The sequence below is a fragment of the Kitasatospora sp. Root107 genome (genome assembly GCF_001424875.1).
Taxonomy (GTDB): Bacteria; Actinomycetota; Actinomycetes; order Streptomycetales; family Streptomycetaceae; genus Kitasatospora.
Genome location: NZ_LMCT01000003.1, coordinates 1 through 22,913, shown reverse-complemented (window position 1 = coordinate 22,913; position 22,913 = coordinate 1). Strand labels below are relative to the sequence as shown.

At 70.5% G+C, this 22,913-nt stretch carries 22 protein-coding genes and 1 pseudogene; 8 read left to right on the top strand and 15 right to left on the bottom strand.

What is annotated here, in order from left to right; translation table 11 throughout:
• Positions 1-13: 13 nt before the first annotated feature.
• Positions 14-682, bottom strand: a complete 669-nt coding sequence (locus tag ASC99_RS04655; RefSeq protein ID WP_057228555.1) for a PadR family transcriptional regulator — start codon at positions 680-682, stop codon at positions 14-16.
• A gap of 322 nt (positions 683-1,004) precedes the next feature.
• On the opposite strand from ASC99_RS04655, the gene ASC99_RS04650 reads away from it, so the two are divergent.
• Both ASC99_RS04650 and ASC99_RS04645 read left to right on the top strand, forming a co-directional pair.
• Entirely contained in the window at positions 1,005-3,611 is a 2,607-nt protein-coding gene (locus ASC99_RS04650; protein ID WP_057228553.1) for a transglycosylase domain-containing protein, read from the top strand.
• Positions 3,612-3,726: 115 nt separating this feature from the next.
• Positions 3,727-5,271 carry a glycosyltransferase family 87 protein gene (locus ASC99_RS04645; RefSeq protein WP_063856980.1) on the top strand — a complete coding sequence of 515 codons (1,545 nt, stop codon included), beginning with the start codon at positions 3,727-3,729 and terminating at the stop codon, positions 5,269-5,271.
• Between the two features lie 8 nt (positions 5,272-5,279).
• Here the strand turns inward: ASC99_RS04645 and ASC99_RS04640 are convergent, their stop codons facing one another.
• From ASC99_RS04640 to ASC99_RS04625, 3 genes are all read right to left on the bottom strand, one after another.
• Complete coding sequence (locus ASC99_RS04640) at positions 5,280-6,302, bottom strand: alanine racemase (RefSeq protein ID WP_057228551.1); 1,023 nt, start codon at positions 6,300-6,302, stop codon at positions 5,280-5,282.
• A 29-nt stretch (positions 6,303-6,331) separates the two neighbouring features.
• Positions 6,332-7,450 carry a peptidoglycan bridge formation glycyltransferase FemA/FemB family protein gene (locus tag ASC99_RS04635; protein WP_057228549.1) on the bottom strand — a complete coding sequence of 373 codons (1,119 nt, stop codon included), beginning with the start codon at positions 7,448-7,450 and terminating at the stop codon, positions 6,332-6,334.
• A gap of 201 nt (positions 7,451-7,651) precedes the next feature.
• Entirely contained in the window at positions 7,652-7,957 is a 306-nt protein-coding gene (locus ASC99_RS04625) for a hypothetical protein (protein WP_057228545.1), read from the bottom strand.
• Between the two features lie 297 nt (positions 7,958-8,254).
• Between ASC99_RS04625 and rpsF the strand changes: the two genes are divergently transcribed.
• The 4 genes from rpsF (at position 8,255) to rplI (ending at position 10,053) form a co-directional block, all read left to right on the top strand.
• A complete protein-coding gene (gene rpsF / locus ASC99_RS04620; RefSeq protein WP_057228543.1) occupies positions 8,255-8,545 on the top strand; it encodes a 30S ribosomal protein S6 in 291 nt (96 codons plus the stop codon).
• Between the two features lie 104 nt (positions 8,546-8,649).
• Complete coding sequence (locus ASC99_RS04615; RefSeq protein ID WP_057228541.1) at positions 8,650-9,285, top strand: single-stranded DNA-binding protein; 636 nt, start codon at positions 8,650-8,652, stop codon at positions 9,283-9,285.
• Between the two features lie 67 nt (positions 9,286-9,352).
• Complete coding sequence (gene rpsR / locus ASC99_RS04610) at positions 9,353-9,589, top strand: 30S ribosomal protein S18 (RefSeq protein WP_030270170.1); 237 nt, start codon at positions 9,353-9,355, stop codon at positions 9,587-9,589.
• 17 nt (positions 9,590-9,606) lie between these two features.
• Positions 9,607-10,053: a 50S ribosomal protein L9 gene (rplI, locus tag ASC99_RS04605; protein WP_057228539.1), complete on the top strand. Its 447-nt coding sequence runs from the start codon at positions 9,607-9,609 to the stop codon at positions 10,051-10,053.
• Between the two features lie 74 nt (positions 10,054-10,127).
• Here the strand turns inward: rplI and ASC99_RS04600 are convergent, their stop codons facing one another.
• Entirely contained in the window at positions 10,128-11,456 is a 1,329-nt protein-coding gene (locus tag ASC99_RS04600; RefSeq protein ID WP_057228537.1) for an MATE family efflux transporter, read from the bottom strand.
• 535 nt (positions 11,457-11,991) lie between these two features.
• Here ASC99_RS04600 and dnaB point away from each other — a divergent pair.
• Complete coding sequence (gene dnaB, locus ASC99_RS04595) at positions 11,992-13,455, top strand: replicative DNA helicase (RefSeq protein ID WP_057228734.1); 1,464 nt, start codon at positions 11,992-11,994, stop codon at positions 13,453-13,455.
• A gap of 11 nt (positions 13,456-13,466) precedes the next feature.
• On the opposite strand, the gene ASC99_RS04590 is transcribed toward dnaB, so the two are convergent.
• The gene (locus ASC99_RS04590; RefSeq protein ID WP_057228535.1) at positions 13,467-14,213 is read right to left on the bottom strand and encodes a helix-turn-helix domain-containing protein; all 747 of its coding nucleotides are present in this window, start codon (positions 14,211-14,213) and stop codon (positions 13,467-13,469) included.
• Positions 14,214-14,435: 222 nt separating this feature from the next.
• Between ASC99_RS04590 and ASC99_RS04585 the strand changes: the two genes are divergently transcribed.
• Complete coding sequence (locus ASC99_RS04585) at positions 14,436-15,104, top strand: DUF4097 family beta strand repeat-containing protein (protein WP_057228533.1); 669 nt, start codon at positions 14,436-14,438, stop codon at positions 15,102-15,104.
• Between the two features lie 15 nt (positions 15,105-15,119).
• Here ASC99_RS04585 and ASC99_RS04580 read toward each other — a convergent pair whose 3' ends face one another.
• From ASC99_RS04580 to ASC99_RS04545, 9 genes and pseudogenes are all read right to left on the bottom strand, one after another.
• Entirely contained in the window at positions 15,120-15,695 is a 576-nt protein-coding gene (locus tag ASC99_RS04580) for a hypothetical protein (RefSeq protein WP_057228531.1), read from the bottom strand.
• Positions 15,692-17,077 carry a hypothetical protein gene (locus ASC99_RS04575; RefSeq protein WP_057228530.1) on the bottom strand — a complete coding sequence of 462 codons (1,386 nt, stop codon included), beginning with the start codon at positions 17,075-17,077 and terminating at the stop codon, positions 15,692-15,694. Before ASC99_RS04575 ends, ASC99_RS04580 begins: the two co-directional genes overlap by 4 nt.
• Complete coding sequence (locus ASC99_RS04570; protein ID WP_057228528.1) at positions 17,074-17,880, bottom strand: ABC transporter ATP-binding protein; 807 nt, start codon at positions 17,878-17,880, stop codon at positions 17,074-17,076. The genes ASC99_RS04575 and ASC99_RS04570 overlap by 4 nt, the downstream gene beginning before the upstream one ends.
• 35 nt (positions 17,881-17,915) lie before the next feature.
• The gene (locus tag ASC99_RS04565) at positions 17,916-18,731 is read right to left on the bottom strand and encodes a hypothetical protein (protein WP_057228526.1); all 816 of its coding nucleotides are present in this window, start codon (positions 18,729-18,731) and stop codon (positions 17,916-17,918) included.
• The gene (locus tag ASC99_RS04560) at positions 18,728-19,291 is read right to left on the bottom strand and encodes an RNA polymerase sigma factor (RefSeq protein ID WP_082598075.1); all 564 of its coding nucleotides are present in this window, start codon (positions 19,289-19,291) and stop codon (positions 18,728-18,730) included. The genes ASC99_RS04565 and ASC99_RS04560 overlap by 4 nt, the downstream gene beginning before the upstream one ends.
• A gap of 65 nt (positions 19,292-19,356) precedes the next feature.
• The gene (locus ASC99_RS04555) at positions 19,357-19,962 is read right to left on the bottom strand and encodes a GDSL-type esterase/lipase family protein (RefSeq protein WP_057228523.1); all 606 of its coding nucleotides are present in this window, start codon (positions 19,960-19,962) and stop codon (positions 19,357-19,359) included.
• A 71-nt stretch (positions 19,963-20,033) separates the two neighbouring features.
• Positions 20,034-21,230: a mannose-6-phosphate isomerase, class I gene (gene manA / locus ASC99_RS04550; protein WP_057228521.1), complete on the bottom strand. Its 1,197-nt coding sequence runs from the start codon at positions 21,228-21,230 to the stop codon at positions 20,034-20,036.
• A 97-nt stretch (positions 21,231-21,327) separates the two neighbouring features.
• Positions 21,328-21,503 (bottom strand): annotated as a pseudogene (gene manB / locus ASC99_RS36885) (phosphomannomutase/phosphoglucomutase); the annotation flags it as partial.
• A 25-nt stretch (positions 21,504-21,528) separates the two neighbouring features.
• Positions 21,529-22,905 carry a phosphomannomutase/phosphoglucomutase gene (locus tag ASC99_RS04545; protein WP_057228732.1) on the bottom strand — a complete coding sequence of 459 codons (1,377 nt, stop codon included), beginning with the start codon at positions 22,903-22,905 and terminating at the stop codon, positions 21,529-21,531.
• Positions 22,906-22,913 lie beyond the last annotated feature (8 nt).

Below are 22,913 nucleotides of genomic sequence, written 5' to 3'. Positions count from 1 at the left end.
GTTCAGCGCTCCGTCAGGAACGCCCCGGGCGGTCGTGCGGTGGCCTCGGCGGGTCCGGGGACCCGGCCTCCTGGCCACGGCCGTCCGAAGTACTGGTGTCACCGGGCGCCCCTGGGCGCCCCGTGCGGTTGGCTCGCTCGGTCTCGATCAGCTCGTTGAGCCAGCGGACCTCGCGCTCCACCGATTCGAGACCGTGCCGCTGCAGTTCGAGTGTGTAGTCGTCGAACCGCTCGCGGGTACGGGCGATCGAGCTGCGCATCCGCTCCAGCCGCTCCTCCAGCCGGCTGCGGCGGCCTTCCAGGACGCGCATCCGCACGGCCCGGTCGGTCTGACCGAAGAAGGCGAAGTGCACGCCGAAGTGCTCGTCCTCCCAGGCGTCCGGGCCCGAGTCGGCGAGCAGCTCCTCGAAACGCTGCTTGCCCTCGGCGGACAGCCGGTAGACGATCTTCGACCGCTTGCCGTTGAGCGCGGTGGCGGGGACGTACTCGGTGTCCGGGTTGTCCTCGACCAGGAAGCCCTGGGCCACCAGGCTCTTCAGGCAGGGGTAGAGCGTGCCGTAGGAGAACGCGCGGAACGAGCCGAGCAGGACGTTGAGCCGCTTGCGCAGCTCGTAGCCGTGCATCGGGGCGTCGTGCAGCAGACCGAGGACGGCGAACTCAAGGACTCCCGAGCGCCTGCTCACTGTCGTTCCGCCTCCCTCCGCCGGTATGCCCGTGCGTTATGTCGCGCCGATGTATCGGCTCGATATATCGAGAACAGTAAACCTGGGTCACGGAACGGGCAAGGGCGACTCGGGTGAAAGTGATCACAGGATGTCCGTTCGGCGGAGCTGAGCTCACGTCAAGGGCTGTCCGGGGCCAGGTTGGCAACGGGCATGTAATGATCTGCCGCCGATATGCGGTAGTTGGTACCTGATGCCCGATTAGGTGTGATTTCCAGCTGCGTACTCTGTCGCGTGTGCACGGGCTGTCGGCCGTGCGCGAGGACCGAGGAGTGGCTGGAAGATGAGCGAACACCGTCGGAGGTCGTCCAACCCGGGCGACGAGGAACCGTCGGGCCGCCAGGCCGACGGCGGACGCCCGTACGCCTACGGCAGCCCGCCGGACGGCGCGCCGTCGTACGGGCCTGGCGCTGACGCCCGTGGCGGTGACCGCCCTGCCGGGGGCCGGCCCACCGCTCAGCAGCCCCGGCTGACCAGGGCCGAGATGCGCAGGGGGCAGGGCTCCCGCGGCGACGGCGGCAACGCCCGCCGCGGCGCGGCCGCCGCCGGTGCACCCCCGGTCGGGCGGAACGGCAAGCCGGCCAAGAAGCGGTTCATCGACTACCCGCGCTTCGGCAAGACCGGCCTCCGGCGCTGGATCCCGTCCTGGAAGCTGCAGTTGAGCACCTTCCTGGTGTTCTTCGGCTCCGGCGTGGCCGCGATCGGCATCGCCTACGCGAGGACGCCGATCCCGGACCTCAACAAGCTGGTGGAGACCCAGAACAACATCTACTACTGGGCCGACAACACCGAGATGACCCGGCAGGGCGAGACCAACCGGCAGGTGGTGGAACTCGGCGACATCAGCAAGGACCTGCAGAACGCGGCCATCTCGACCGAGAACGCCTCCTTCTGGACCGACAGCGGCATCGACCCCAAGGGCATCGGCCGGGCGGTCTACAACATGGCCACCGGCGGCGAGACCCAGGGTGGCTCGACCATCACCCAGCAGTACGTCAAGAACGCCTACCTGAACCAGGACCAGACCCTCAGCCGGAAGGTCCGCGAGCTGTTCATCACCCTCAAGGTGAACCAGGAGGACAGCAAGCAGAAGATCCTCACCGGCTACCTGAACACCAGCTGGTTCGGCCGCGGCGCGATCGGGGCGCAGGCCGCTGCCCAGTCCTACTACAGCGTGAACGCGAAGGACCTGAACCTCTGCCAGAGCGCCATGCTGGCGGGCCTGCTCAAGGGTGCCGCGCTGTACGACCCGGCCAACCCGGCGAACAAGGACCGGGCGGTGCGGCGCTGGAACGAGGTGCTGGATCGGATGGTGACGACCGGTGCGATCACCAAGGATCAGCGGGCCACCTGCACCGAGTACCCCATGCCGGTCGCGAAGAAGCCCTTGGCCAACATGAACGGCCAGGTCAGCTACATGGTCGAGGTGACCAACAAGTACCTGCTGGCCAAGGACAAGAAGATCGACGCGACCGCGCTGGCCAAGGGCGGCTACCAGATCTACACCACCTTCGACAAGAACAAGGTGGCGGCGCTGACCAAGTCGGTGGAGGACTTCCAGAAGGACGTCCTCAACCCGACGAAGCGCTCGGAGGACATGTTCGTCCAGATCGGCGCGGCCTCGGTGCTGCCCAACGATGGTGCGATCGTGGCCATCTACGGCGGCGAAGGCGTGGAGAAGGGGCACTACACCAACAACGCCGACGGGTCCGGTATCCCGGTCGGCTCGACCTTCAAGCCCTTCGTGCTGGCCGCCGCGATGCAGTACGGCGTGCAGACCGAGACCGGTGACGACGGCAAGCCGAAGCGGATCAACGCCGAGAGCCGCTACATGGCCAACGACATGTCGGAGATCCACAAGCTGGACGGCTCTCCGGTGCTCGAGGACGGCAAGCCCTACCGCCAGAAGAACAGCGGCAAGTCGAACCCTGGTTACGTCTCGCTCAAGGAGGCGATGCGTAACTCCTACAACGTGCCCTTCGTGCAGCTCGGCCAGGACGTCGGGACCGCGAAGGTCGGTGAGCTGGTGGAGAAGATGGGTCTGCACCACGACAGCGTGAAGGACTCCGTCAACACCACCACCTTCCCGCTCGGCACCTCGACCCCCAGCGCGATCCGGATGGCCTCGGCCTACTCGGTGTTCGCGGCGCATGGCCAGCAGACGGACCCGTACTCGGTCATCAAGGTGGTCTGGAACGGCACCGAACTGAAGGGCTTCGCCAAGCCGACGCCCAAGCCGGTGCTGGAGGAGGCGGTCGCCGACAACATCACCGACGTCCTGGTGAACGTGGCCAAGAACGGTACCGGTAGCAAGACCAACGCCATCGGCCGGCCGGTCGCGGGCAAGACCGGGACCACCGACGACGGCATCTCGGCCTGGTGGGTCGGCTACACGCCCTCGCTGGTCACCTCGGTCGGCATGTGGCGAGAGGAGCCGGGCAATCCGAAGCTGCTCGGGCTGAAGGGCACCGCGGGCAAGGACGAGATCCACGGTGGTGACTTCCCGACGGACATCTTCACCCGCTACATGAAGATCATCCTGAACGGCCAGAAGGTCGAGAACTTCGCGAAGCCGGGCAAGATCGGCGAGCAGGTCGACTCCTCGGGTGCCCCGGCCACCGCCTCGGCGTCCGCCTCGGCGAGCGCGACCGCGCCGGTGCCCGATCCGACCACCATCGCGCCGACGGCGCCGCCGAGCAGCCCGCCGAGCACGACGCCCACGCCGAGCAACAGCCCGAGCCCCAGCGAGTCCTGCCTGATCCCGGCGTTCTGCCCGGGCAACTCGCCGTCGCCGAGCAAGAGCAGAACGACCAAGCCGAGCGGCTCGGCGTCCGGCAGCCCCTCGCCCGACCCGGCCAACGGTGTCGCGGCCGGCACCGGTCCGAACTGACCCGGAGTCAGCAGCGCCGATGGCGGTCCTCCTCGGAGGGCCGCCATCGGCGCGTTCGGGACCGGATGGCGGGGGCACCTCCTACGGAGCGGATCGGTGCGGCATCATGTCCGCCATGACGTCGAGCGCTCGGGACGAGAACGGCAGCACGGCCACGGTGCCGGTGGACGATGAGGTGGGCCCGCTGCCGCACACGGTGGTCGTCCCCGCGGACGAGGACCCGGTCTCCGCCGCAGGCAGCGAGCTGCTCGGCGGCCCGCCGGGACGCCGCGCCCTGCTCGGCGTCAACTGGTGGATCCCGGCCCGCTTCCTGGCCGTCGCGGTGATCGTGGTCTGCGTGCTGGGCATGATCCAGAAGCTGCCCTGCTACGACGGCGGCTGGTTCCGCGGCGCCACCACCCAGTACACCCATGCCTGTTACAGCGACATCCCGCACCTGTACACCTGGCGCGGGTTCGCCACCGGGCTGACCCCGTACGTCGACATGCTGCCGCAGCCCAGCCCGGACATGCAGTACCTCGAATACCCGGTGCTGACCGGCCTGTTCATGCAGGTGGCCGCCTGGCTGACGCCCGGCGGGGGCTCCACCGAGACCCGCGAGCAGCTGTTCTGGCTGATCAACGCCGGGATGCTGATGGTCTGCGCGGTGGTCACCGTGGTCGCGCTCACCCGGACCCACCGCCGCCGCCCCTGGGACGCGCTGCTGTTCGCGCTGGCCCCCGCGTTGGCGCTCAACTTCACCATCAACTGGGACCTGTTGGCGGTCGCCTTCTGCGCGGTCGCGATGGCCTACTGGTCCGGCCGCCGCGCGGTCTGGGCCGGTGTCTTCATCGGCCTGGCCACCGCGGCCAAGCTCTACCCGCTGCTGCTGCTCGGCCCGCTGCTGGTGCTCTGCTGGCGGGCCGGCCGCTGGCGCGCCTTCTGGGCGGCCACCGGTGGCGCGGCCGGCGCCTGGCTGCTGGTCAACCTGCCGGTGATGGCGGCCAACTGGAAGGGCTGGGCCACCTTCTACACCTTCAGCCAGACCCGCAAGGAGGACTTCGGCTCGTTCTGGCTGATCCTCATGCAGGACCGTGGCAAGCAGCTGGAGACCCTGAACACCTGGATCGCCGGCCTGCTGGTGCTCAGCTGCCTGGGGATCTGCTGGCTCGCGCTCTCCGCTCCGCGCCGCCCGCGCTTCGCCCAGCTGGCCTTCCTGGTGGTGGCCGCGTTCATCCTGACCAACAAGGTCTACTCGCCGCAGTACGTGCTCTGGCTGATCCCGCTCGCCGCGCTGGCCCGGCCGCGCTGGCGGGACTTCCTGATCTGGCAGGCCTGCGAGGTGCTGTACTTCCTCGGTGTCTGGTCCTACCTGGCCTTCACCGGCGACTCCAAGCAGCACGGCATCGGCCAGGACTGGTACCACCTGGCGATCATGCTGCACCTGCTCGGCACCCTGTACCTGTGCTACCTGGTGGTCCGCGACATCCTCCGCCCGGAGCTGGACCCGGTCCGCTGGGACGGCAGTGACGACCCGTCGGGCGGTGTGCTGGACCAGGCCCCGGACGTCTTCGTGCTCGGCCAGGCCCGCCGGCTGCGCGAGGAGAGCAGCTACGAGGAGTACCGGCTGTCCGAGAACATCGAGTGGCTGCCGGAGGAGAGCTCGGTCAAGAACGACTGAGCACGGGGCTAGCTGTCCACCACCCGGTCGAAGTGGGTGGTGGTGTGACGGGTGTTCAGCGCGAGCTCGTCACCGATCACCGGTGGCTTGCCTCCGGTGGGCAGGAACAGGATGCTCACCTGCATGTGCGGCGGCTCGGCGAACCAGAGCTGCTTGCCGGTCCAGGCGTACGGCGAGAGGGTGCGGTTGACGGTGGCCAGGCCCGCCCGGGCCAGGCCCTTGGCCCGGGGCACTATCCCGTGCACGTACTTCGGCGCCTCCAGGCCCACCCCGTGCGCGGTGCCGCCGGAGACCACCAGCAGGTGGCCGTCCGAGGGCGCCCGGTGCTGGCGGTAGCCGTACCGGTCGCCCTTGGCCACCGGGGTGACGTCCATGACGGTGGCCCTGGCCTGCAGGGCACCGGGGTCGCCCAGCCACAGGCGGGTGCCGATCCGGGACCGGAACACCGTCGCCGGGTACCGCTGCGCCAGCCGCGCCAGGTCGGCCGAGCCGAGGTGGCTCAGGTAGACCGTGCCGGTCGGCAGCCCGGCCGCCGCGATCGCGTCCATCCAGTCCGCGACCTCGGCCACCGGATCGGAACCGTCCGGGCGGTCCAGCGGTAGGTGCAGCGCGAAGCCCTCCAGCGTGAGCCCCTCGGCCGGCAGGTGCGCCAGGTCGCCGGGTGCGATGCCGTGCCGCCGCATCGAGGTCATGCACTCCACCACCACCCGGGAGCCGGGCGGCAGCGCCCGGGCCGCCTCCAGGTGTGCCACGGTGCGGATCACCCCGAGCGGGAGCGGCTCCTCGCCGGTCCGGTACGGGGTGAGCACCAGCAGTTCGCCGTCGAAGACCCCGGCCGCCGCCCTGGCCTCGTCGGCGGTGCCGACCGCCAGCAGCCCGGTGCCCAGCCGGTTCGCCTCCTCGGCCAGCCGGGAGTTGCCGAGCCCGTAGCCGTTGCCCTTGGCCACCGGCACCAGACCGGGGAACTCGCCCAGCACGGACTGCTGGTGGGCCCGCCATCTGGCGGTGTCCAGATACAACGACAAGGTCATCGGCTTCTCCCCGAGGGTGTGACGGTCGGTCAGCGGCGGGACATGTAGATGTCCAGCGCCTTGTGAAGCAGCTTGTTGAGCGGGAAGTCCCACTCGCCGACGTACTCGGCGGCCTGGCCGCCGGTGCCGACCTTGAACTGGATCAGCCCGAACAGGTGGTCGTCCTCGTCCAGCGTGTCGCTGATCCCGCGCAGGTCGTAGATGCTCCCGCCGAGGGCGTAGGAGTCCCGCATCATCCGCCACTGGATCGCGTTCGACGGCTTGACCTCGCGCTTGTGGTCGGCCGAGGCGCCGTAGGAGTACCAGACGTGCTCACCGACCGTCAGCATGGTGGTGGCGGCCAGCGGTTCACCCTCGTGGTACGCCAGGTAGAGCCGCATCCGGTTCGGGTCCTCGGCGGTGAGCGCCGTCCACATCCGCTGGAAGTAGGAGAGCGGACGGGGTGTGAAGTGGTCGCGTTCGGCGGTCACCACGTACAGCTTGTGGAAGACCGCGAGGTCCTCGTAGCCGCCCTGGACCACCTCGACGCCGCTCTTCTCGGCCTTCTTGATGTTGCGGCGCCAGAGCTGGTTGAAGCCCTTCTGCACGTCGTCCAGCGAGCGGTTGGCCAGCGGCACCTGGAACACGTACCGGGGCTGCACGTCGCCGAAGCCCGCCCCGCCGTCCTCGCCCTGCAGCCAGCCCGACTTGCGCAGCCGCTCGGCCAGCTCGAAGGCGCGCGGCTCGTACCAGTCCGGCTCCAGGTCGCGCAGGCGCTTGGCCTGCTTGCCCGCGATCGCCTCCTTGATGGTGGGCGCGTTCCACCGGCGGATCACCACCGGGGGGCCCATCTTCACCGAGAAGGCGCCCTGCGACTTGAGGTGCGCCAGCATCGGGTCGAGCCACTGGCCCAGATCCCGGTCGAACCAGTCGATCACCGGGCCCTCGGGCAGGTAGGCCAGGTAGCGCTTCAGCTTGGGCAGCTGGCGGTAGAGCACCAGGCCGGCCCCGACCAGCTGGTCGGTCTCGTCGATCCAGCCGATGCTCTCGGTGCGCCACTCGGACTTGACGTCGCCCCAGGACGGCACCTGCATGTGGCTGGCAGACGGGCGCGTCCGGATGAACGCCAGGTGTTCCTCGCGGGTGATCGTCCTCAGGCGCAGGCTCATGCTGGGGTGCTCCTTCTGGGTCGGCCGGTCCAGGGGTGACCCTATCGCCCGAATGGTCCGTTTCTGGCTCGGCTGCCCGCGTCCGTCGGAGCGCATGGTGGCGCCCCCGTCGCAAGCGGTGCACAGTATGGACGCGACGGGGGCGCCGGAAGTTACGCACGGCGCGGGAATCGTCTTCGACGAGTCAGCGCGCGGGGCCGGTCACGCGCCCCCGTAGAGGCCACCGTGGGCCACCCCCAGATAGAAGCCGAACCCGGCCATGACGAGCGACACCATCAGCACGAACCGCTCCGCCGTGGTGACCGAGACGAACTGGCCCCAGAGCGCGGTCAGGATGCCGAAGAGCCCGGCCCAGGAACTGATCAGGTGCAGGTTGTCGAAGAACGCCGTGGTGAAGGCCAACAGACCGAGCACTGCGGCGATGCCGACCAGCGTGTTCTCCCGCGGATGCGGGTGGCCGTCGGTGTTGAGGGTGAACGGCGGAGTGCGGCGGACGGTCTGAGCCATGGAGCCCACCTCCTGGTGGAAGAGCCGTTCTGTCCAGATTGCGGCGATTGGGTGGTGGATCACAACCCGTATGCAATTTGCCCCTTAAATTTTGTTGGGCCGTACGGGTGCGGGTAGGCTGTGCGGTCTGCACTGGTGTAGTTGTGCCCCCGTCTGCCCTTCACCGGGCTGGGGGCCGGTTGTCAGTGCCGAGGGCTACGTTCTCGGTACGGCGGCCACCACATCGGTGCCGACGCTGCACAACCCTCCTGCCACGGAGAGACCGTGGCCGCTGAGTCCAAAGGAGGTGGGTTACCCATGCGTCACTACGAGCTGATGCTCATCCTCGACCCTTCGGTCGAGGAGCGCGCTGTCGCCCCGCTGATCGAGAACTTCCTCAACGTTGTCCGCACCGGTGGCGGCAAGGTCGAGAAGATCGACACCTGGGGTCGTCGTCGCCTGGCGTACGAGATCAACAAGCAGTCCGAGGGCATCTACTCGGTCATCGACCTCAAGGCCACGCCTGAGGTCGTCAAGGAGCTCGACCGCCAGCTCAGCCTGAGCGAGTCGGTTCTGCGGACCAAGGTCCTGCGCCCGGACACCCACTGAGCCACTTCCTGACGTCCTAGGCGTCAGGTGGGCTCACATCCGCTGTTTCACGTGAAACAGCGGATGAGCACCGCAGAACTTCTTTCCGAGAGGTCACCACCACCATGGCAGGCGAGACCGTCATTACCCTCGTCGGCAATCTCGTCGACGACCCCGAGCTGCGCTTCACTCCGTCGGGTGCGGCGGTCGCGAAGTTCCGTATCGCGTCCACCCCGCGCACCTTCGACCGTCAGACGAACGAGTGGAAGGACGGCGAGAGCCTCTTCCTCACGTGCAACGTCTGGCGTCAGCCGGCGGAGAACGTGGCCGAGTCGCTGCAGCGCGGCATGCGCGTGATCGTGCAGGGCCGACTGCGCCAGCGGTCTTACGAGACCAAGGAAGGCGAGAAGCGGACGGTCTTCGAGGTCGAGGTCGACGAGGTCGGTCCCAGCCTGCGTTCGGCGACCGCCAAGGTCACCCGCGCCAACCGCTCCGGCGGTACTGGCGGCGGCGGTGGCTTCGGTGGCGGCGGCCAGCAGGGTGGCTCCGGCGGCCAGGGCGGTTCCTGGGGCGGCTCCGGCGGCCAGCAGGGTGGCGGCGGCGGCAACTGGGGTGGCAACTCCGGTGGCGGCCAGTCCGCTCCGTCCGACGACCCGTGGGCTTCCAGCGCTCCGGCTCCTGGTGGAAACCAGGGTGGCGGTGGCGGTGGCGGTTGGGGTGCCCCGGCCGGTGGCGGCTTCTCGGAAGAGCCCCCGTTCTAAAGCGGTGCGTACCGGGCCCTCAGAAGCCCGGTCATGCTGACAGATTTCGTAATCACAGGAGCACATGATGGCGAAGCCGCCTGCTCGCAAGCCTAAGAAGAAGGTTTGCGTCTTCTGCAAGGACAAGGTCAACTACGTTGACTACAAGGACACGAACTTGCTCCGCAAGTTCATCTCCGACCGCGGGAAGATCCGCGCCCGCCGGGTCACCGGCAACTGCACCCAGCACCAGCGCGACGTCGCCACGGCCGTGAAGAACAGCCGTGAGATGGCGCTGCTGCCCTACACCTCCACCACGCGCTAAGAGAGGGTGACCGAAGAATGAAGATCATCCTCACTCACGAGGTCCCCGGCCTCGGCAGTGCCGGTGAGGTCGTCGAGGTCAAGGACGGCTACGCCCGTAACTACCTGGTCCCGCGTGGCTTTGCCATCCGCTGGACCAAGGGCGGCCAGAAGGACGTGGACGCGATCCGTCGCGCCCGCAAGATCCACTCGATCCAGACCCTCGAGGCCGCGACTGCGGTCAAGGGTCAGCTCGAGGGCCTTCAGGTCCAGCTGGCTGTTCGCTCCGGCGACGCCGGCCGCCTCTTCGGCTCGGTGACCCAGGCCGACGTCGTGGCTGCCGTCAAGGCTGCCGGCGGCCCGGCCGTGGACAAGCGCGCTGTCGCGATCGGCTCGCCGATCAAGACCGTGGGCACCCACAAGGTCTCGGTCAAGCTGCACGCCGACGTCCAGGCCAACCTCGACGTCGCCGTCGTCGCTGCCTGAATCACGCTGTAGCACCGAACGGCCCGGTTCCCTCTCGGGGGAGCCGGGCCGTTCTGCGTTCGGGGCCTGCGTGCTCAGCTCCGGACGGCTCCGGTGACCAGCCAGTGCCCGGTCCTGACCCGGAGGCAGAGGAAGGCGGCCCGGCACAGCATGAAGAGGTTCATCGCCCACCAGAGCGCCGCCAGCCCGCCGCCCAGCACCGGGACCAGCAGGGCCACCGGGGCGAACACCACGAAGGTGGCGACGCCCGCCCAGGCCAGGTAGCGGCCGTCCCCGGCACCCATCAGCACCCCGTCCAGGACGAACACCACCCCGGCCACCGGCTCGGTCAGCGCCACCAGCAGTAGGACGTCCGAGAGCTGCTGCTGGACCACCGGGTCGGTGCTGAACAGCGGGACGTACAGCGGGCGGGTCAGCACCAGCAGCAGCCCGAGCAGCACCCCCACCAGCAGGCCCCACTCGATCATCCGGCGGGTGGCCGCCCGGGTGCCCGGCACGTCGGCGGCGCCCAGGTAGCGGCCGATGATGGCCTGCCCGGCGATCGCGATCGCGTCCAGCACGAAAGCCAGGAACACCCAGATGGTCATCGCGATCTGATGGGCCGCCACCTCCACGTCGCCGAGCGTGGCGGCCACCGCGGTGGCGACCATCAGCACCCCGCGCAGACTGAGCGTGCGGACCAGCAGCGGCCCGCCCGCTCTGGCGCAGGCGCGGATGCCGGGCAGGTCGGGCCGCAGCCCCGTACCCTCCCGGCGGGCGCCCCTGACCACCACGAGCACGTACACCGCGGCCATCCCGGTCTGCGCCAGTACGGTGCCCCAGGCCGAGCCCGCGACGCCCAGCCCGGCGCCGTACACCAGGCCGATGTTCAGCAGCAGGTTGGCCGCGAAGCCGGCGATCGCCACCCGGAGCGGGGTACGGGTGTCCTGCAGGCCGCGCAGGACGCCGGTGGCGGCCAGCACCAGCAGGACCGCCGGGATGCCCAGGGCGCTGATCCGCAGATACGTGACGGCGTACGGGGCGGCGGTGGCCGAGGCACCGAGCGCGTCCACCGCCTGTGGGGCGAACGGGATGGTCAGTGCCACCACCCCGACCGACAGCAGCAGCGCCAGCCAGATCCCGTCGATGCCCTGCTGGACGGCGGCCCGGCGGTCGCCGGCCCCGATCCGGCGGGCCACCGCGGCGGTGGTCGCGTACGCCAGGAAGACGAACACGCCGGTGACGGTGGAGAGCACGGCGCTGGCGATGCCGAGACCGGCCAGTTGGGCGGTGCCGAGGTGGCCGACGATGGCGGAGTCGGCCATCAGGAAGAGCGGTTCGGCGACCAGGGCGCCGAACGCGGGGACCGCCAGCGCGAGGATCTCCCGGTCGTGTCGGCGGCGGGCGGCTGTGGCGGGTTTCATTCCAGCAAGGCTACTCATCCACAGGTAATGGCCGCAAGGGTTATTGATCTATTACTCGAAACGCTGAGCGAGTGGTCGGGTGGGGCTGTCGGGCCGCCGTCCGGGCGGTTGTGTGAAGAATTTCTCATGCACAGCCGCCACGATTGATCATTGCAGGTCAGAGCCAGTGTGATGAACAGCTCTAAGGGTTGTCCACAGCGGGGTCCACAGACTTGTGCACAGGATTGCGGGAGTTCTCCACAGGTATGGGCCCGTCGTCCACATGCCCTGTGGATAACCATCTTGGCCGATCGGCACCCGGCGCCTTAGCGTTGGTCGCTCTCGGGCGATTTGTCGGTGCGGTGGCGTAAGAAGGAGGACCACCCCCATTCGCTCCGCCTGGCATCAACTCGCACCACTCGCTGATCGGGGAAGACGCGTGACCGGCCCCCAGTACGACGACCACGACGCCCCTCCGCCGGAGGACGACTGGCAGCCGTCCGACGACGCCTTCCCGCCGGGCCCGGCGGACTTCCCGGACGGCCCGGGTGACCGGCTGCCGGTCACCCGCAAGAGCGAGGGTGGCGCGGGCGGCAACTTCGGCAAGGGCTCCTTCCAGCGCGGTGGCAAGCGCAAGGACTCCGCCGGCTCCGGCTCGGACTCGGCCGAGGACCGGGCCGGCACGGACGCCTTCGAGCGGGTGCCGCCGCAGGACCTCGCGGCCGAACAGTCCGTGCTCGGCGGCATGCTGCTCTCCAAGGACGCCATCGCCGACGTGGTCGAGGTGCTCAAGCCGCACGACTACTACCGCCCGGCCCACGAGCTGGTCCACAGCGCGATCCTCGACCTCTACGCCCGCGGCGAGCCGGCCGACCCGATCACCGTCGCCAGCGAGCTCACCAAGCGCGGCGAGCTCACCCGGGTCGGTGGCCCCGGCTACCTGCACACCCTGGTCAACTCCGTCCCGACGGCGGCCAACGCCGAGTACTACGCCGAGATCGTCCACGAGCGCGCCGTGCTCCGCCGCCTGGTCGAGGCCGGCACCCGGATCGCCGGCATGGGCTACGCCGCCGAGGGCGACGTCGACGAGATCGTCAACGCCGCCCAGGCCGAGATCTACGCCGTCACCGAGCAGCGCACCAGCGAGGACTACGCCCCGCTCGCCGACATCATGGAGGGCGCCCTCGACGAGATCGAGGCGATCGGCTCCCGCCAGGGCCAGATGTCCGGCGTCCCCACCGGCTTCGCCGACCTGGACGCCCTCACCAACGGCCTGCACCCGGGCCAGATGATCGTCATCGCGGCCCGACCGGCGATGGGTAAGTCGACCCTGGCACTGGACTTCTCCCGGGCCTGTTCGATCACCAACGGCCTGCCCAGTGTGATCTTCTCGCTCGAAATGGGGCGCAACGAGATCGCCATGCGTCTGCTCTCGGCCGAGGCGCGGGTGGCCCTGCACCACATGCGGTCCGGCAACATGACCGACGACGACTGGACCAGGGTGGCCCGCCGGATGCCGGACGTGACGGCGGCGCCGCTCTTCATCGACGACTCGCCGAACCTGTCGATGATGGAGATCCGGGCCAAGTGCCGTCGGCTGAAACAGCGTCAGGACCTCAAGCTGGTGGTCATCGACTACCTCCAGCTGATGCAGGCCGGTGGCTCCCGTCGGGCCGAGAGCCGGCAGCAGGAGGTCTCCGACATGTCCCGAAACCTCAAGCTGCTGGCCAAGGAGCTCGAGGTCCCGGTCATCGCGCTCTCCCAGCTGAACCGTGGCCCCGAGCAGCGCACCGACAAGAAGCCGATGGTCTCCGACCTCCGCGAGTCCGGCTCGATCGAGCAGGACGCCGACATGGTCATCCTGCTGCACCGCGAGGACGCCTACGAGAAGGAGTCCCCCCGGGCCGGTGAGGCCGACCTGATCGTCGCCAAGCACCGTAACGGCCCCACCGCCACCATCACGGTCGCCTTCCAGGGCCACTACTCCCGCTTCGTCGACATGACCCGGGATGTGACCTGACCTGCGGGTTCTCAGATCTCGTCGGTAGTATCGCCGGAGCGCGCCCCGGGTTTCGTGTGGAGGATCTCGCGGGCCTGCTCCGCGGCGCGGGCGGTGCTCTCGCTGACGAAGTCGAGAAAGCGCGCGATGTTCTCGAGGCGGGTGGCGGCCGGGGTGCCGGGGACGAGGACGGCGACGCCCTGCCGTGCGGTCTCGACGATGTGGGCGGTGCTGCGGGCGGCGGCGATCATCGACTGGTACCAGACGTCGTCGTCGACGACGTAGCGCTCGCGGCGGCGCTCGTCGCGTTCCCGGCGGACGAGGCCCTGGCTGTCCAGGAACGTGATCGCCTTCGAGATGGACGCCGGGCTGACCTGGAGGCGCTGAACGAGTTCGGACGCGGTGAGGCTGCCCGCGTCGGCGAGGGTGAGGCAGGCCAGCACCCGGGACATCATCTTGGGCATACCGGACGCCATGAGGACGGTGGTGAACGTCTCCTCGTACTCCTGCACGGCCTGGGGGTCCCGTCCGTAGGCCGGCGAGGGTACCTGTGCCCCTCGGGGAGTGGCCGCCTGGCCGCGCCGGTGGGTACGGCGCTCGGTGGCGCGGTGGGCCAGGTCGGCCCGGTAGGCGGTGGGGCCGCCGTTGCGCATCACCTCGCGCGTGATCGTCGAGGTGGGGCGGTCGAGGCGTCTGGCGATCTCCGCGTAGGCGAGGCCGTCGGCCATCCCCAGCGCGATCTGCTGGCGTTCCGGCTGGGTGAGCCTGCCTCCCGGCATCGCGGTCTCCTTCGTGGTCCGTGGTGTCTCGAGTATAGCGTTCGCTTTCATTTCATTGCAACGATCTGGGCGACTGGCGTTGCATTTGGCTTGAGCCTGCCGCAACGATTTTGTGGCCTTGACCTGTGATGATGCTGTTTTTGTGCAATGAGGTTGTTGCCGAGCTTTGGAATGCAACGTAGCTTTTCACTCATCCGAAACAGCGAGTCACAGGAGAGCACGATGCAGAAGTTCGCCACCACCACCCCGATCTCCGCCGTCCTGGACATCCCCGCCGGGCGCATCCTGTTCATCGCCGCCGACCGGGCCGACACCACGGTCGAGGTCCTGCCCGCGGACGCCTCGAAGGGCCGCGACGTGAAGGCTGCGGAGCAGACCACGGTCGAGTACGCCGACGGCGTCCTGCGCATCGGCCACTCGGCGGCGAAGAGCCAGGTCCTCGGCGCCTCCGGATCCGTCGAGGTGACCGTCCAACTGCCCGTCGGCTCCCGCATCGAGGCCAAGGCCGCCAGCGCCGAACTCCGCGGCGTCGGACGCCTCGGCGACGTCACCTACGAGAGCGCGCACGGCACGGTCAAGCTCGACGAGACCGCCGGCGCCATCCTCACCCTCCTCGCCGGCGACATCTCCATCGGCCGCCTCGACGGCCCCGCGCAGATCAGCACCCAGAAGGGCGACCTCCACATCACCGAAGCCACCCACGGCACGCTCACGCTCCGCACCGAGTACGGCGACATCTCGGTCGGCGCCGCCCGTGGCGTCTCCGCCTCCCTCGACGCCGGAACCGCCTACGGCCGCACCCACAACGCACTCAGGAACACCGACGGCACCGCCACCCTCGCCATCCACGCGACCACCGCCTACGGCAACATCACCGCCCGCAGCCTCTGAAGGAGCCGCCCTGGACTAGCGCCTCGGGCCCCGCACGGCGTAGGCGGCGGTGCCGGCCACGGCCAGGACGAGGGCCGTCCAGGTGCCGGTCGCCGTGCCGGGTGGCAGCAGCAGCCAGGTCAGTACCTGGGTCGCCGTATCCGTCGCGGGCGGGATGACGAAGGAGGACGACAGCCACGCGAACGGCAGCATCCACGCGTACTTCTGCCCGCAGCAGGCCGCCCCGAGGGCGACGAGTCCCATCAGCCCCGCGGTGTTGCGCACGACGAAGGCGGGGGAGACCGGCTGCCCGCTCACGGTCTGCACCGCCAGCAGCACCGCGCCGACGAGTACGCCGCAGAGCAGCACGTGCGCGGCCCTTCGGGGCATCCAGCGGATCGCGGCGGTCCGGTCCAATCCGAGGTCCTGACCGCCGAGTCCGACCGAGACCGCCGTCGCCCCTGCGGCGAGGACGATCGTGGACAGCCGTGGATCTCCCGGTCCGCCGCCGCCGATCCGGGCGAGTGCCCACACCGCCACCGCGCTGGTCACCACCACGGCGAGTGAGGCGGGTGCCTGCCGCGAGCGCGCGTACAGCGTCAGCCATCTCACCGGGACGCACCGCCGGTCAGTGCGTCGAGCGGGTCGCCCGAGCAGGAGACCGCGGCGGCGTGCATGGCGATGATCCGCAGTTGCTGCTCCGGCCGGGGCAACGCGATGAACCTCTCCCACACCGGGCGGGCCGTGGCGTCCTGGTCGCTCGTGGCGTGCATGGTCCCGTCGAGCGGCCGGAGGTCCGCGCCGAGGGCCCAGGCGGCTCCGATGCTCTGTGCGGCGGCATCCGAGAGCGTGCCACTCTCGGTGGTGCTGCGCGGGTGGCAGATCGGGGCGATGCCCTGGGCGACCAGGGCCCGGGTCAGCCGCTCACCCTCGGCGGTGCCGATCATGCCGTCGCCGAAGTCGACGAGTACGGAGTCGCGCGACCGTTCCGGCGTCGCACCGAGCGCCCGCAGGGCGGTGTTCTCGTGGATGGTGAGGGGCGCCCGGTCGCCCAGGGCGTCGCGCAGCAGGCGCAGCGCCTCCCGGCCGGGACCCGCCAGGCCGTCGAGCCGGGCCTGCCGGGCCGTCGTCACGCACACCGGTCCTTCGCACACCTGCGCTGCGGCGGCCCGGTCGACGACGTACGTGTCGCGGGGGTCGGCCGGGAGCAGGAGCAGGGCGGCGGACCCGCCCGCCAGCAGGGGAGTGAGGGCGAGCAGCCGGGCGCGCGGGGTGGCGGCGGCCAGCAGTGCGAGGCCCGTCGCAGCCAGGCCGAGCAGCCAGAGCGTCTGCCCGATGTGCACGGGGACGGACAGCGTGAGGAGCGTCTGGCGTACCTCCGACACCGCCGGCATCAGCAGCGAGAGACGGGTCGGCGCGGCGGAGGTCGGCACCGCGGCGTCCGTGGTCTGCCGCAGGAGGTTGGTGAACAGGAAGGCGGCCACGGCCAGTGCAGGCGGGGTCAGGGCGGAGGGCAGGGTGCGTGCGATCCCCATGCCCAGGACGGCTCCGGCGCCCAGCGCGAGTACCCCCACCAGCGAGATGGGCAGCCAGCCGAGGTGGGTGTAAGCGGCGTCGCCGGCCAGCACCTGCACCGCGCCCAGCAGGACGAGCAGCGCGAAGGCCGAGCCCAGCGTGAAGGCCGTCGTGCCCGCCAGGGCGGCCGCGCGGTGCCGGGCGGGCCGTGGGGTGCTGGTCAGCAGTTCGGACATCTTCGAGCGGTGGTCGCGCAGCCCCTGGAGCGCCCCGAGTCCGATCGCGAGCGGCCACAGGAAGATCAGCAGGAAGCGGGTCCAGAGGGCCATGGAGGTCCACTGGGCCGTCCACAGCACGGTGCCCTTCCCCCACGGCCCGGGGATGAGATGCAGGAACGCGAGCGCGGCCGCCAGCACGAGGAGGCCGGCCCACGCGGCGCCGGATCGCCTCAGTTCGATGCGCAGGATACGGAGGTTCACCAGGCACCCCTCGTCCGTACCGGGTCGGCCAGCAGGGCCGAGTAGCCGCGTTCCAGCGGGCTGTCGCCCACGTGTTCCGGGCCGCCCGCCGCGGCCAGCTCGTCCGGGGTGCCCTGGAAGACCAGCCGGCCCTCGGCGAGGAGCACCACGTCGGTGCAGGCGGCGGCCACGTCCTCGACCAGGTGGGTCGAGACGACCACGCAGGCGTCCGTTCCCAACTCCTGCAGCAGTTCGCGGAAGCGCAGCCGCTGCGCCGGGTCCAGACCGGCCGTCGGCTCGTCCAGCAGCAGGATCGGCGGGTCGTTGACGATGGCCTGGGCGATGCCGGCCCGTCGCAGCATCCCACCAGACAGGGCCTTCATCCGCTCGTCGGCACGGTCGGCCAGGCCGACCCGCTCCACGGCGCGCTGCACCGCCGCGGGGATGTCCGCCGTGGGCATCTCCTTCAGCCAGGCCATGTACTCGACGAACTCGCGCACGGTGAAACGCTTGTAGTAGCCGAACTCCTGCGGCAGGTAGCCGATCCGGCGGCGCACCGCACGGTGCTCGCCCGGCCCGCCCGCGGACTCCCCGAGTAGCTCCAGCTCGCCTCCGGCGGGGCGCAGCACGGTGGCCAGTGCCCGGATGAGGGTGGTCTTGCCCGCGCCGTTGGGACCGAGCAGACCGTGTACGCCGGTGCCCAGCGACAGGTCGAGCCCGTCGACGGCCATCCGGTTCCTGCCGACCCTGACCTGCAGCCCGGTTGCCCGGATCTCCCAGGCGTAGGTCGTGGGGGCGATGTCGGCCCTGCTCACCACGGGCATCGTGCGCTTCCTCTTCTCGCGGGGGTTCAGGAGGTTCATCGGTGGGCCCCCAGCGCGGCGTACGCGCCCCGGCGGGCGATCACGACGCCCACGCCGAGCGCGAGGATCAGCCCCCACACCGGCAGGCCCTCCACCTGCAGGGCGAAGGCCGTCCGGCTGGTGGCCAGGGTCGGTGCCAGCACCACCGCGGCCCAGGCGGCGACCAGGGCGACGGCGGCGCGGGTCACGCCGATCACCCCGCCGAGCGCCAGGGTCATCGAGGTGAAGGCCAGGCAGGGCAGCAGCCACTGCGCGGCCGTTACTCCGGTCGCCCAGCCCCCCGCGAGCAGCGGGGGGATCACCACGGCGATTACGGAGGCGGTGCGTCGCAGCACCAGCTGCAGCCCCGCCCTCGGGGTGGCGGCCGTCAGCTCGTACGCCGGGTCCAGGCCGCGCGACCACGAGGCCGCCACGCCGCACACCGGCAGGACGGGGGCGAGCAGCAGCAACAGGGACACCTGGCCGGAGCCGGGGCCCGCCAGGTCCAGCAGCAGGGCGAGCAGCGTCACGGCCAGGACCATGGCCAGCCACGGCGTCATGGCGGGCGTCGTCCATGCCGACAGCCGCGACCGGAGGCGGCGCGGCGGCGCCGGGACGGCCGTCGCCAGCTGGTGTTCGAGATCGGACCAGACGGCCTCGGTCAGTGCGGCCAGAGTGGGTGCCTCGGCCGTGACGGCGGCCGACAGCCGGTCACGGCAGAGCCGGCACCCCTCCAGATGGGCTTCCAGGGCCCAGACCTGGTCCGCGGCGAGATCCGTGTCGCCGCGTGCGTACTCGTCGATGAGTCGTGCCGACGCGTGTTCCACGTTCATGCCAGCGTCTCCCGCATCGCGTTCCGGGCCCGGCGGGCGCGGGTCTTGACCGTTCCCTCGGGCAGTCCGAGCAGGACGGCGGTCTCCCGGACGGACAGTCCGTCGAGCACCATGGCCTGCAGTACCGCTCTGAGCTCCGGCGCGAGGCACCGCAGGGCGTCCCCGACGTCACCGCCGACGGTCGCCACCAGCGCCTCCTCCTCGGCCGCGGGCGCCACGGGGGACGGAGCGGCGGCGGGCGGCGGCTCCGCGTGGTGGGCCCTGCGCCGGAACGCGTCGACGAGGCGGCGGGCCGCGATCGTCCACAGCCAGCCGACGGCCGTTCCGCCGGTCGGGCTCCCGGCGAAGGAGCCCGCGGCCCGCCACACCGCCAGGTACGTCTCCTGCATGACCTCGGCGACGATCTGCTGGTCGGCGCAGCGACGGCGCAGCCGCACCGCCAGCCAGGGCGACGTGCGCCGGTAGAGCTCCTCGAAGGCGGCTCGGTCGCCCCGGGCCACCCGCCGTAGCAGGTGCTCCTCGTCCAGTTCCTGCGGCGCTGCCGCCCCAACCCGTTTCACACCTGGTAGACGCCCGGCGGAGGCGCCGGGTTTTCCCCAAGGGGTGATCCGGGTCACATGCGGACCTACCGCCTCGTGGCGAGCCAGCTGTCCCAGTGCGGGGCGATCAGGTCGGCGATGGCGTCGTAACCGGCCTCGGCGGGGTGGGCGCCGTCGCCGGTGCGGACCTCGTGGATCCAGGTGGGGTCGGCGGCGAGGGGCTGGTGGACGGGGACGTAGGGGATGCCGGCGGTGTGGCAGATCCGGGCGAAGTCCTGGTCGAGCCGGGCCGTCCTGGCCTGGTGCTCGAGGTCGGCGACCGGGGGCGGGGCGACCACCAGGGCGGACCAGCCGTTGCCGGTGGCCTGGTCGAGCAGGCGGGTCAGGTTGGCCGACGACTCGTCAGGGGCGACCCTGGGGCGGCCGTTCTCGTGGGTGGCGTCGTTGACCCCGATGGAGAGGACGACGCGGGGATCGGTGGCGGGGGCCAGCCGCCGGCCGCACTCGTCCTGGAAGCGGTCCAGCACATCACGTGAAGTCTGCCGCCGGACCCCGAGGTTGTAGCCGGTGAGCGGCTGTCCGGAGGCGATGGTGCGGGCGGCCAGCCGGCCGGCCCAGCCGAGGAACCGGGGGTCGCCGACGCCGGCCACATAGGAGTCGCCGACGAAGCAGATACGCAGGTCGTGGGTCATGGCCGCGATCCTGGCAGCGGGTGGGGGCCGGCTGCCCGGCATTTCGCTGCTTGGACAGGGCGATCACCGGCTCACAGCGTGACGGTGGCCCGGAAGACGGTGGTGCCGGAGCCGGTCAGCACGGTCTCGGTGCCCGTCCCGGGGAGGAACGCGGACTGGCCGCGGTCCAGGGTGAGCACCGTGCCGTCGGCGGCGGTGAGTTCGGCGCTGCCCTCGGTGCAGAGCAGGATCTGCGGGGCCCGGCCGTCGAGCACCCGGGCCGCCCCGGCGAGTACGAACCGGGACAGCCGGAACTCGTCGATCGGTACGGGGTAGAGCTCCTCGCCGTTGGAGTCGGCGGTCGGCCGCAGCACCTCCGGTCGCCCGGCCCGGAAGTCGACCACCCGGAGCAGCTCGGCCACGTCCACGTGCTTGGGCGTCAACCCGCAGCGCAGCACGTTGTCGGAGTTGGCCATGATCTCCGTGCCGGTCCCTCGCAGATACCCGTGCGGGAGCCCGGCGCCCAGGTAGAGCGCCTCGCCCGGCTGGAGGACGAAGTGGTTCAGCAGCAGGCCGATGAGCAGCCCGGTGTCCCCGGGGAACTCCCGGGCGGCGAAGGCGTATCCGGCGAACTGCCCGGTCGGGTCGTCGGCCGCGGCGGCCCGCTCGATCGCGGCGGCGGTGGCCGCCACGACGGCGGCGGCGCTCTCGCCGGTCATCGACAGGATGCCGGCGACCGCCTCGCTCAGCGCCTCCGACTCCGGCTTGTTGCGCAGCAGTTCGACCAGGGGCGTCAGCTCGGGCACGTCCAGCGAGGCCAGCAGATCGGCCGCCTCGGCCGGTTGCCGGAATCCGCACAGACCCTCGAACTCGTCCAGCGCGCAGATGAGTTCGGGTTTGTGGTTGGCGTCCCGGTAGTTGCGCTCCGGGGCGTCCAGCGGGATGCCCCTGGCCTCCTCGGCGGCGAAGCCCGAGGTGGCCTGGGCCAGAGTGGGGTGCGCCTGGATGGAGAGCGGCGCCCCGGCCGCCAGCACCTTGAACAGGAACGGCAGGGCCGGCCCGAACCTGGCCACCGTCTCGGCCCCCAACTCGCCCTGCGGGTCGGCCTCGATCAGCTCGTCCAGGGCACGCGGACCACCGCCCCGGTCGACCCGGGACGGGGCGCTCGGGTGGGCGCCCATCCAGAGTTCGGCCTGCGGTTCACCGGTCGCCTCGACACCCAGCAACTCGGGAATCGTGGTGACCGACCCCCAGGCATAGGGGCGGACGGTGTTGGCGAGCCGGTCCATGGGCACGTCCTGTTCGCTCTCGTACGGGAGTGGACCCGACCCTAACCGACCCGCTTCTGCGCGAGCGGTCCGGCGGCCGGGGGTGGGGGTGGGGGTGTCAGGTGCGGATGAGGGTGAGTGCGGTGTCGCGGATGGTGGTCATGGTGGTGGGGTCGTGGGCTTCGACGTTGAGGCGCAGGAGGGGCTCGGTGTTGGAGGCGCGGAGGTTGAGCCACCAGGTGGGGGTGGTGATGGTGAGGCCGTCGAGGGTGTCGACGGTTGCGTGGGGGTGGGNCGGCCGGGGGTGGGGGTGGGGGTGTCAGGTGCGGATGAGGGTGAGTGCGGTGTCGCGGATGGTGGTCATGGTGGTGGGGTCGTGGGCTTCGACGTTGAGGCGTAGGAGGGGTTCGGTGTTGGAGGCGCGGAGGTTGAGCCACCAGGTGGGGGTGGTGATGGTGAGGCCGTCGAGGGTGTCGACGGTYGCGTGGGGGTGGGTGGCGTAGTGGGTGCGGACCTTGTCGGTGGCCGCTTGCTGGTCGGTGACGGTGGAGTTGATCTCGCCGGAGGCGGTGTAGCGGTCGTACTGGGTGGTGAGGGTGGAGAGGGGGTGATCCTGGTGGCCGAGGGCGGCCAGGACGTGGAGGGCGGCGAGCATGCCGGTGTCGGCGCGCCAGAAGTCGCGGAAGTAGTAGTGGGCGGAGTGTTCGCCGCCGAAGACCGCGTTGGTGGTGGCCATTTCCTGCTTGATGAAGGAGTGGCCGACGCGGGTGCGCACCGGGGTGGCGCCGAGTTCGCGGACRACCTCGGGGACGGTGTGGGAGGTGATGAGGTTGTGGATGACCGTGGGGTTGGCTTCGCCGGCGGCTTGGGCGCGGGTGATCTCGCGGGCGGCGACCAGGGCGGTGATMGCGGAGGGGGAGACGGCCTGGCCGTTCTCGTCGATGACGAAGCAGCGGTCGGCGTCGCCGTCGAAGGCGAGCCCGAGGTCGGCGCCGGTCTCGGTGACCTTGGCCTGCAGGTCGACCAGGTTGGCCGGGTCCAGGGGGTTGGCCTCGTGGTTGGGGAAGGTGCCGTCCAGCTCGAAGTACAGCGGCACCAGGTCCAGCGGCAGGCCGTCGAAGACGGTGGGGACGGTGTGGCCGCCCATGCCGTTRCCCGCATCCACGACCACCTTCAGCCGGCGGATCGCGGTCAGGTCCACCAGGCCCAGCAGGTGGTCGGCGTAGCCGCGCAGCGTGTCCCGCACGCTCAGCGAGCCCGGCTTCACATCCAGCTCGGGCACGCTCACGGTGTCGTCCGSKSCGGTCCASGACTCCACCAGCTCACGGATCTGCGACAGCCCGGTGTCCTGCCCCACCGGTGAAGCGCCCGCCCGGCACATCTTGATCCCGTTGTACTGSGCGGGRTTGTGGGAGGCGGTGAACATCGCACCCGGCAGGTCCATCGACCCCGACGCGTAGTACAGCTGATCGGTGGAGCACAGCCCGATCTCCACCACGTCCGCACCCGAAGCAGCCGCCCCCTGCGCGAACGCCCGCGACAACGACGGCGACGACGGACGCATGTCATGCCCCACCACCACCGCCGACGCACCCACCACCCGCACGAACGCCGCACCCAACGCGAACGACAACGACTCGTCCCACTGATCCGGCACCACACCACGCACGTCGTACGCCTTCACCAGCTGCTTCAAGTCCCGCA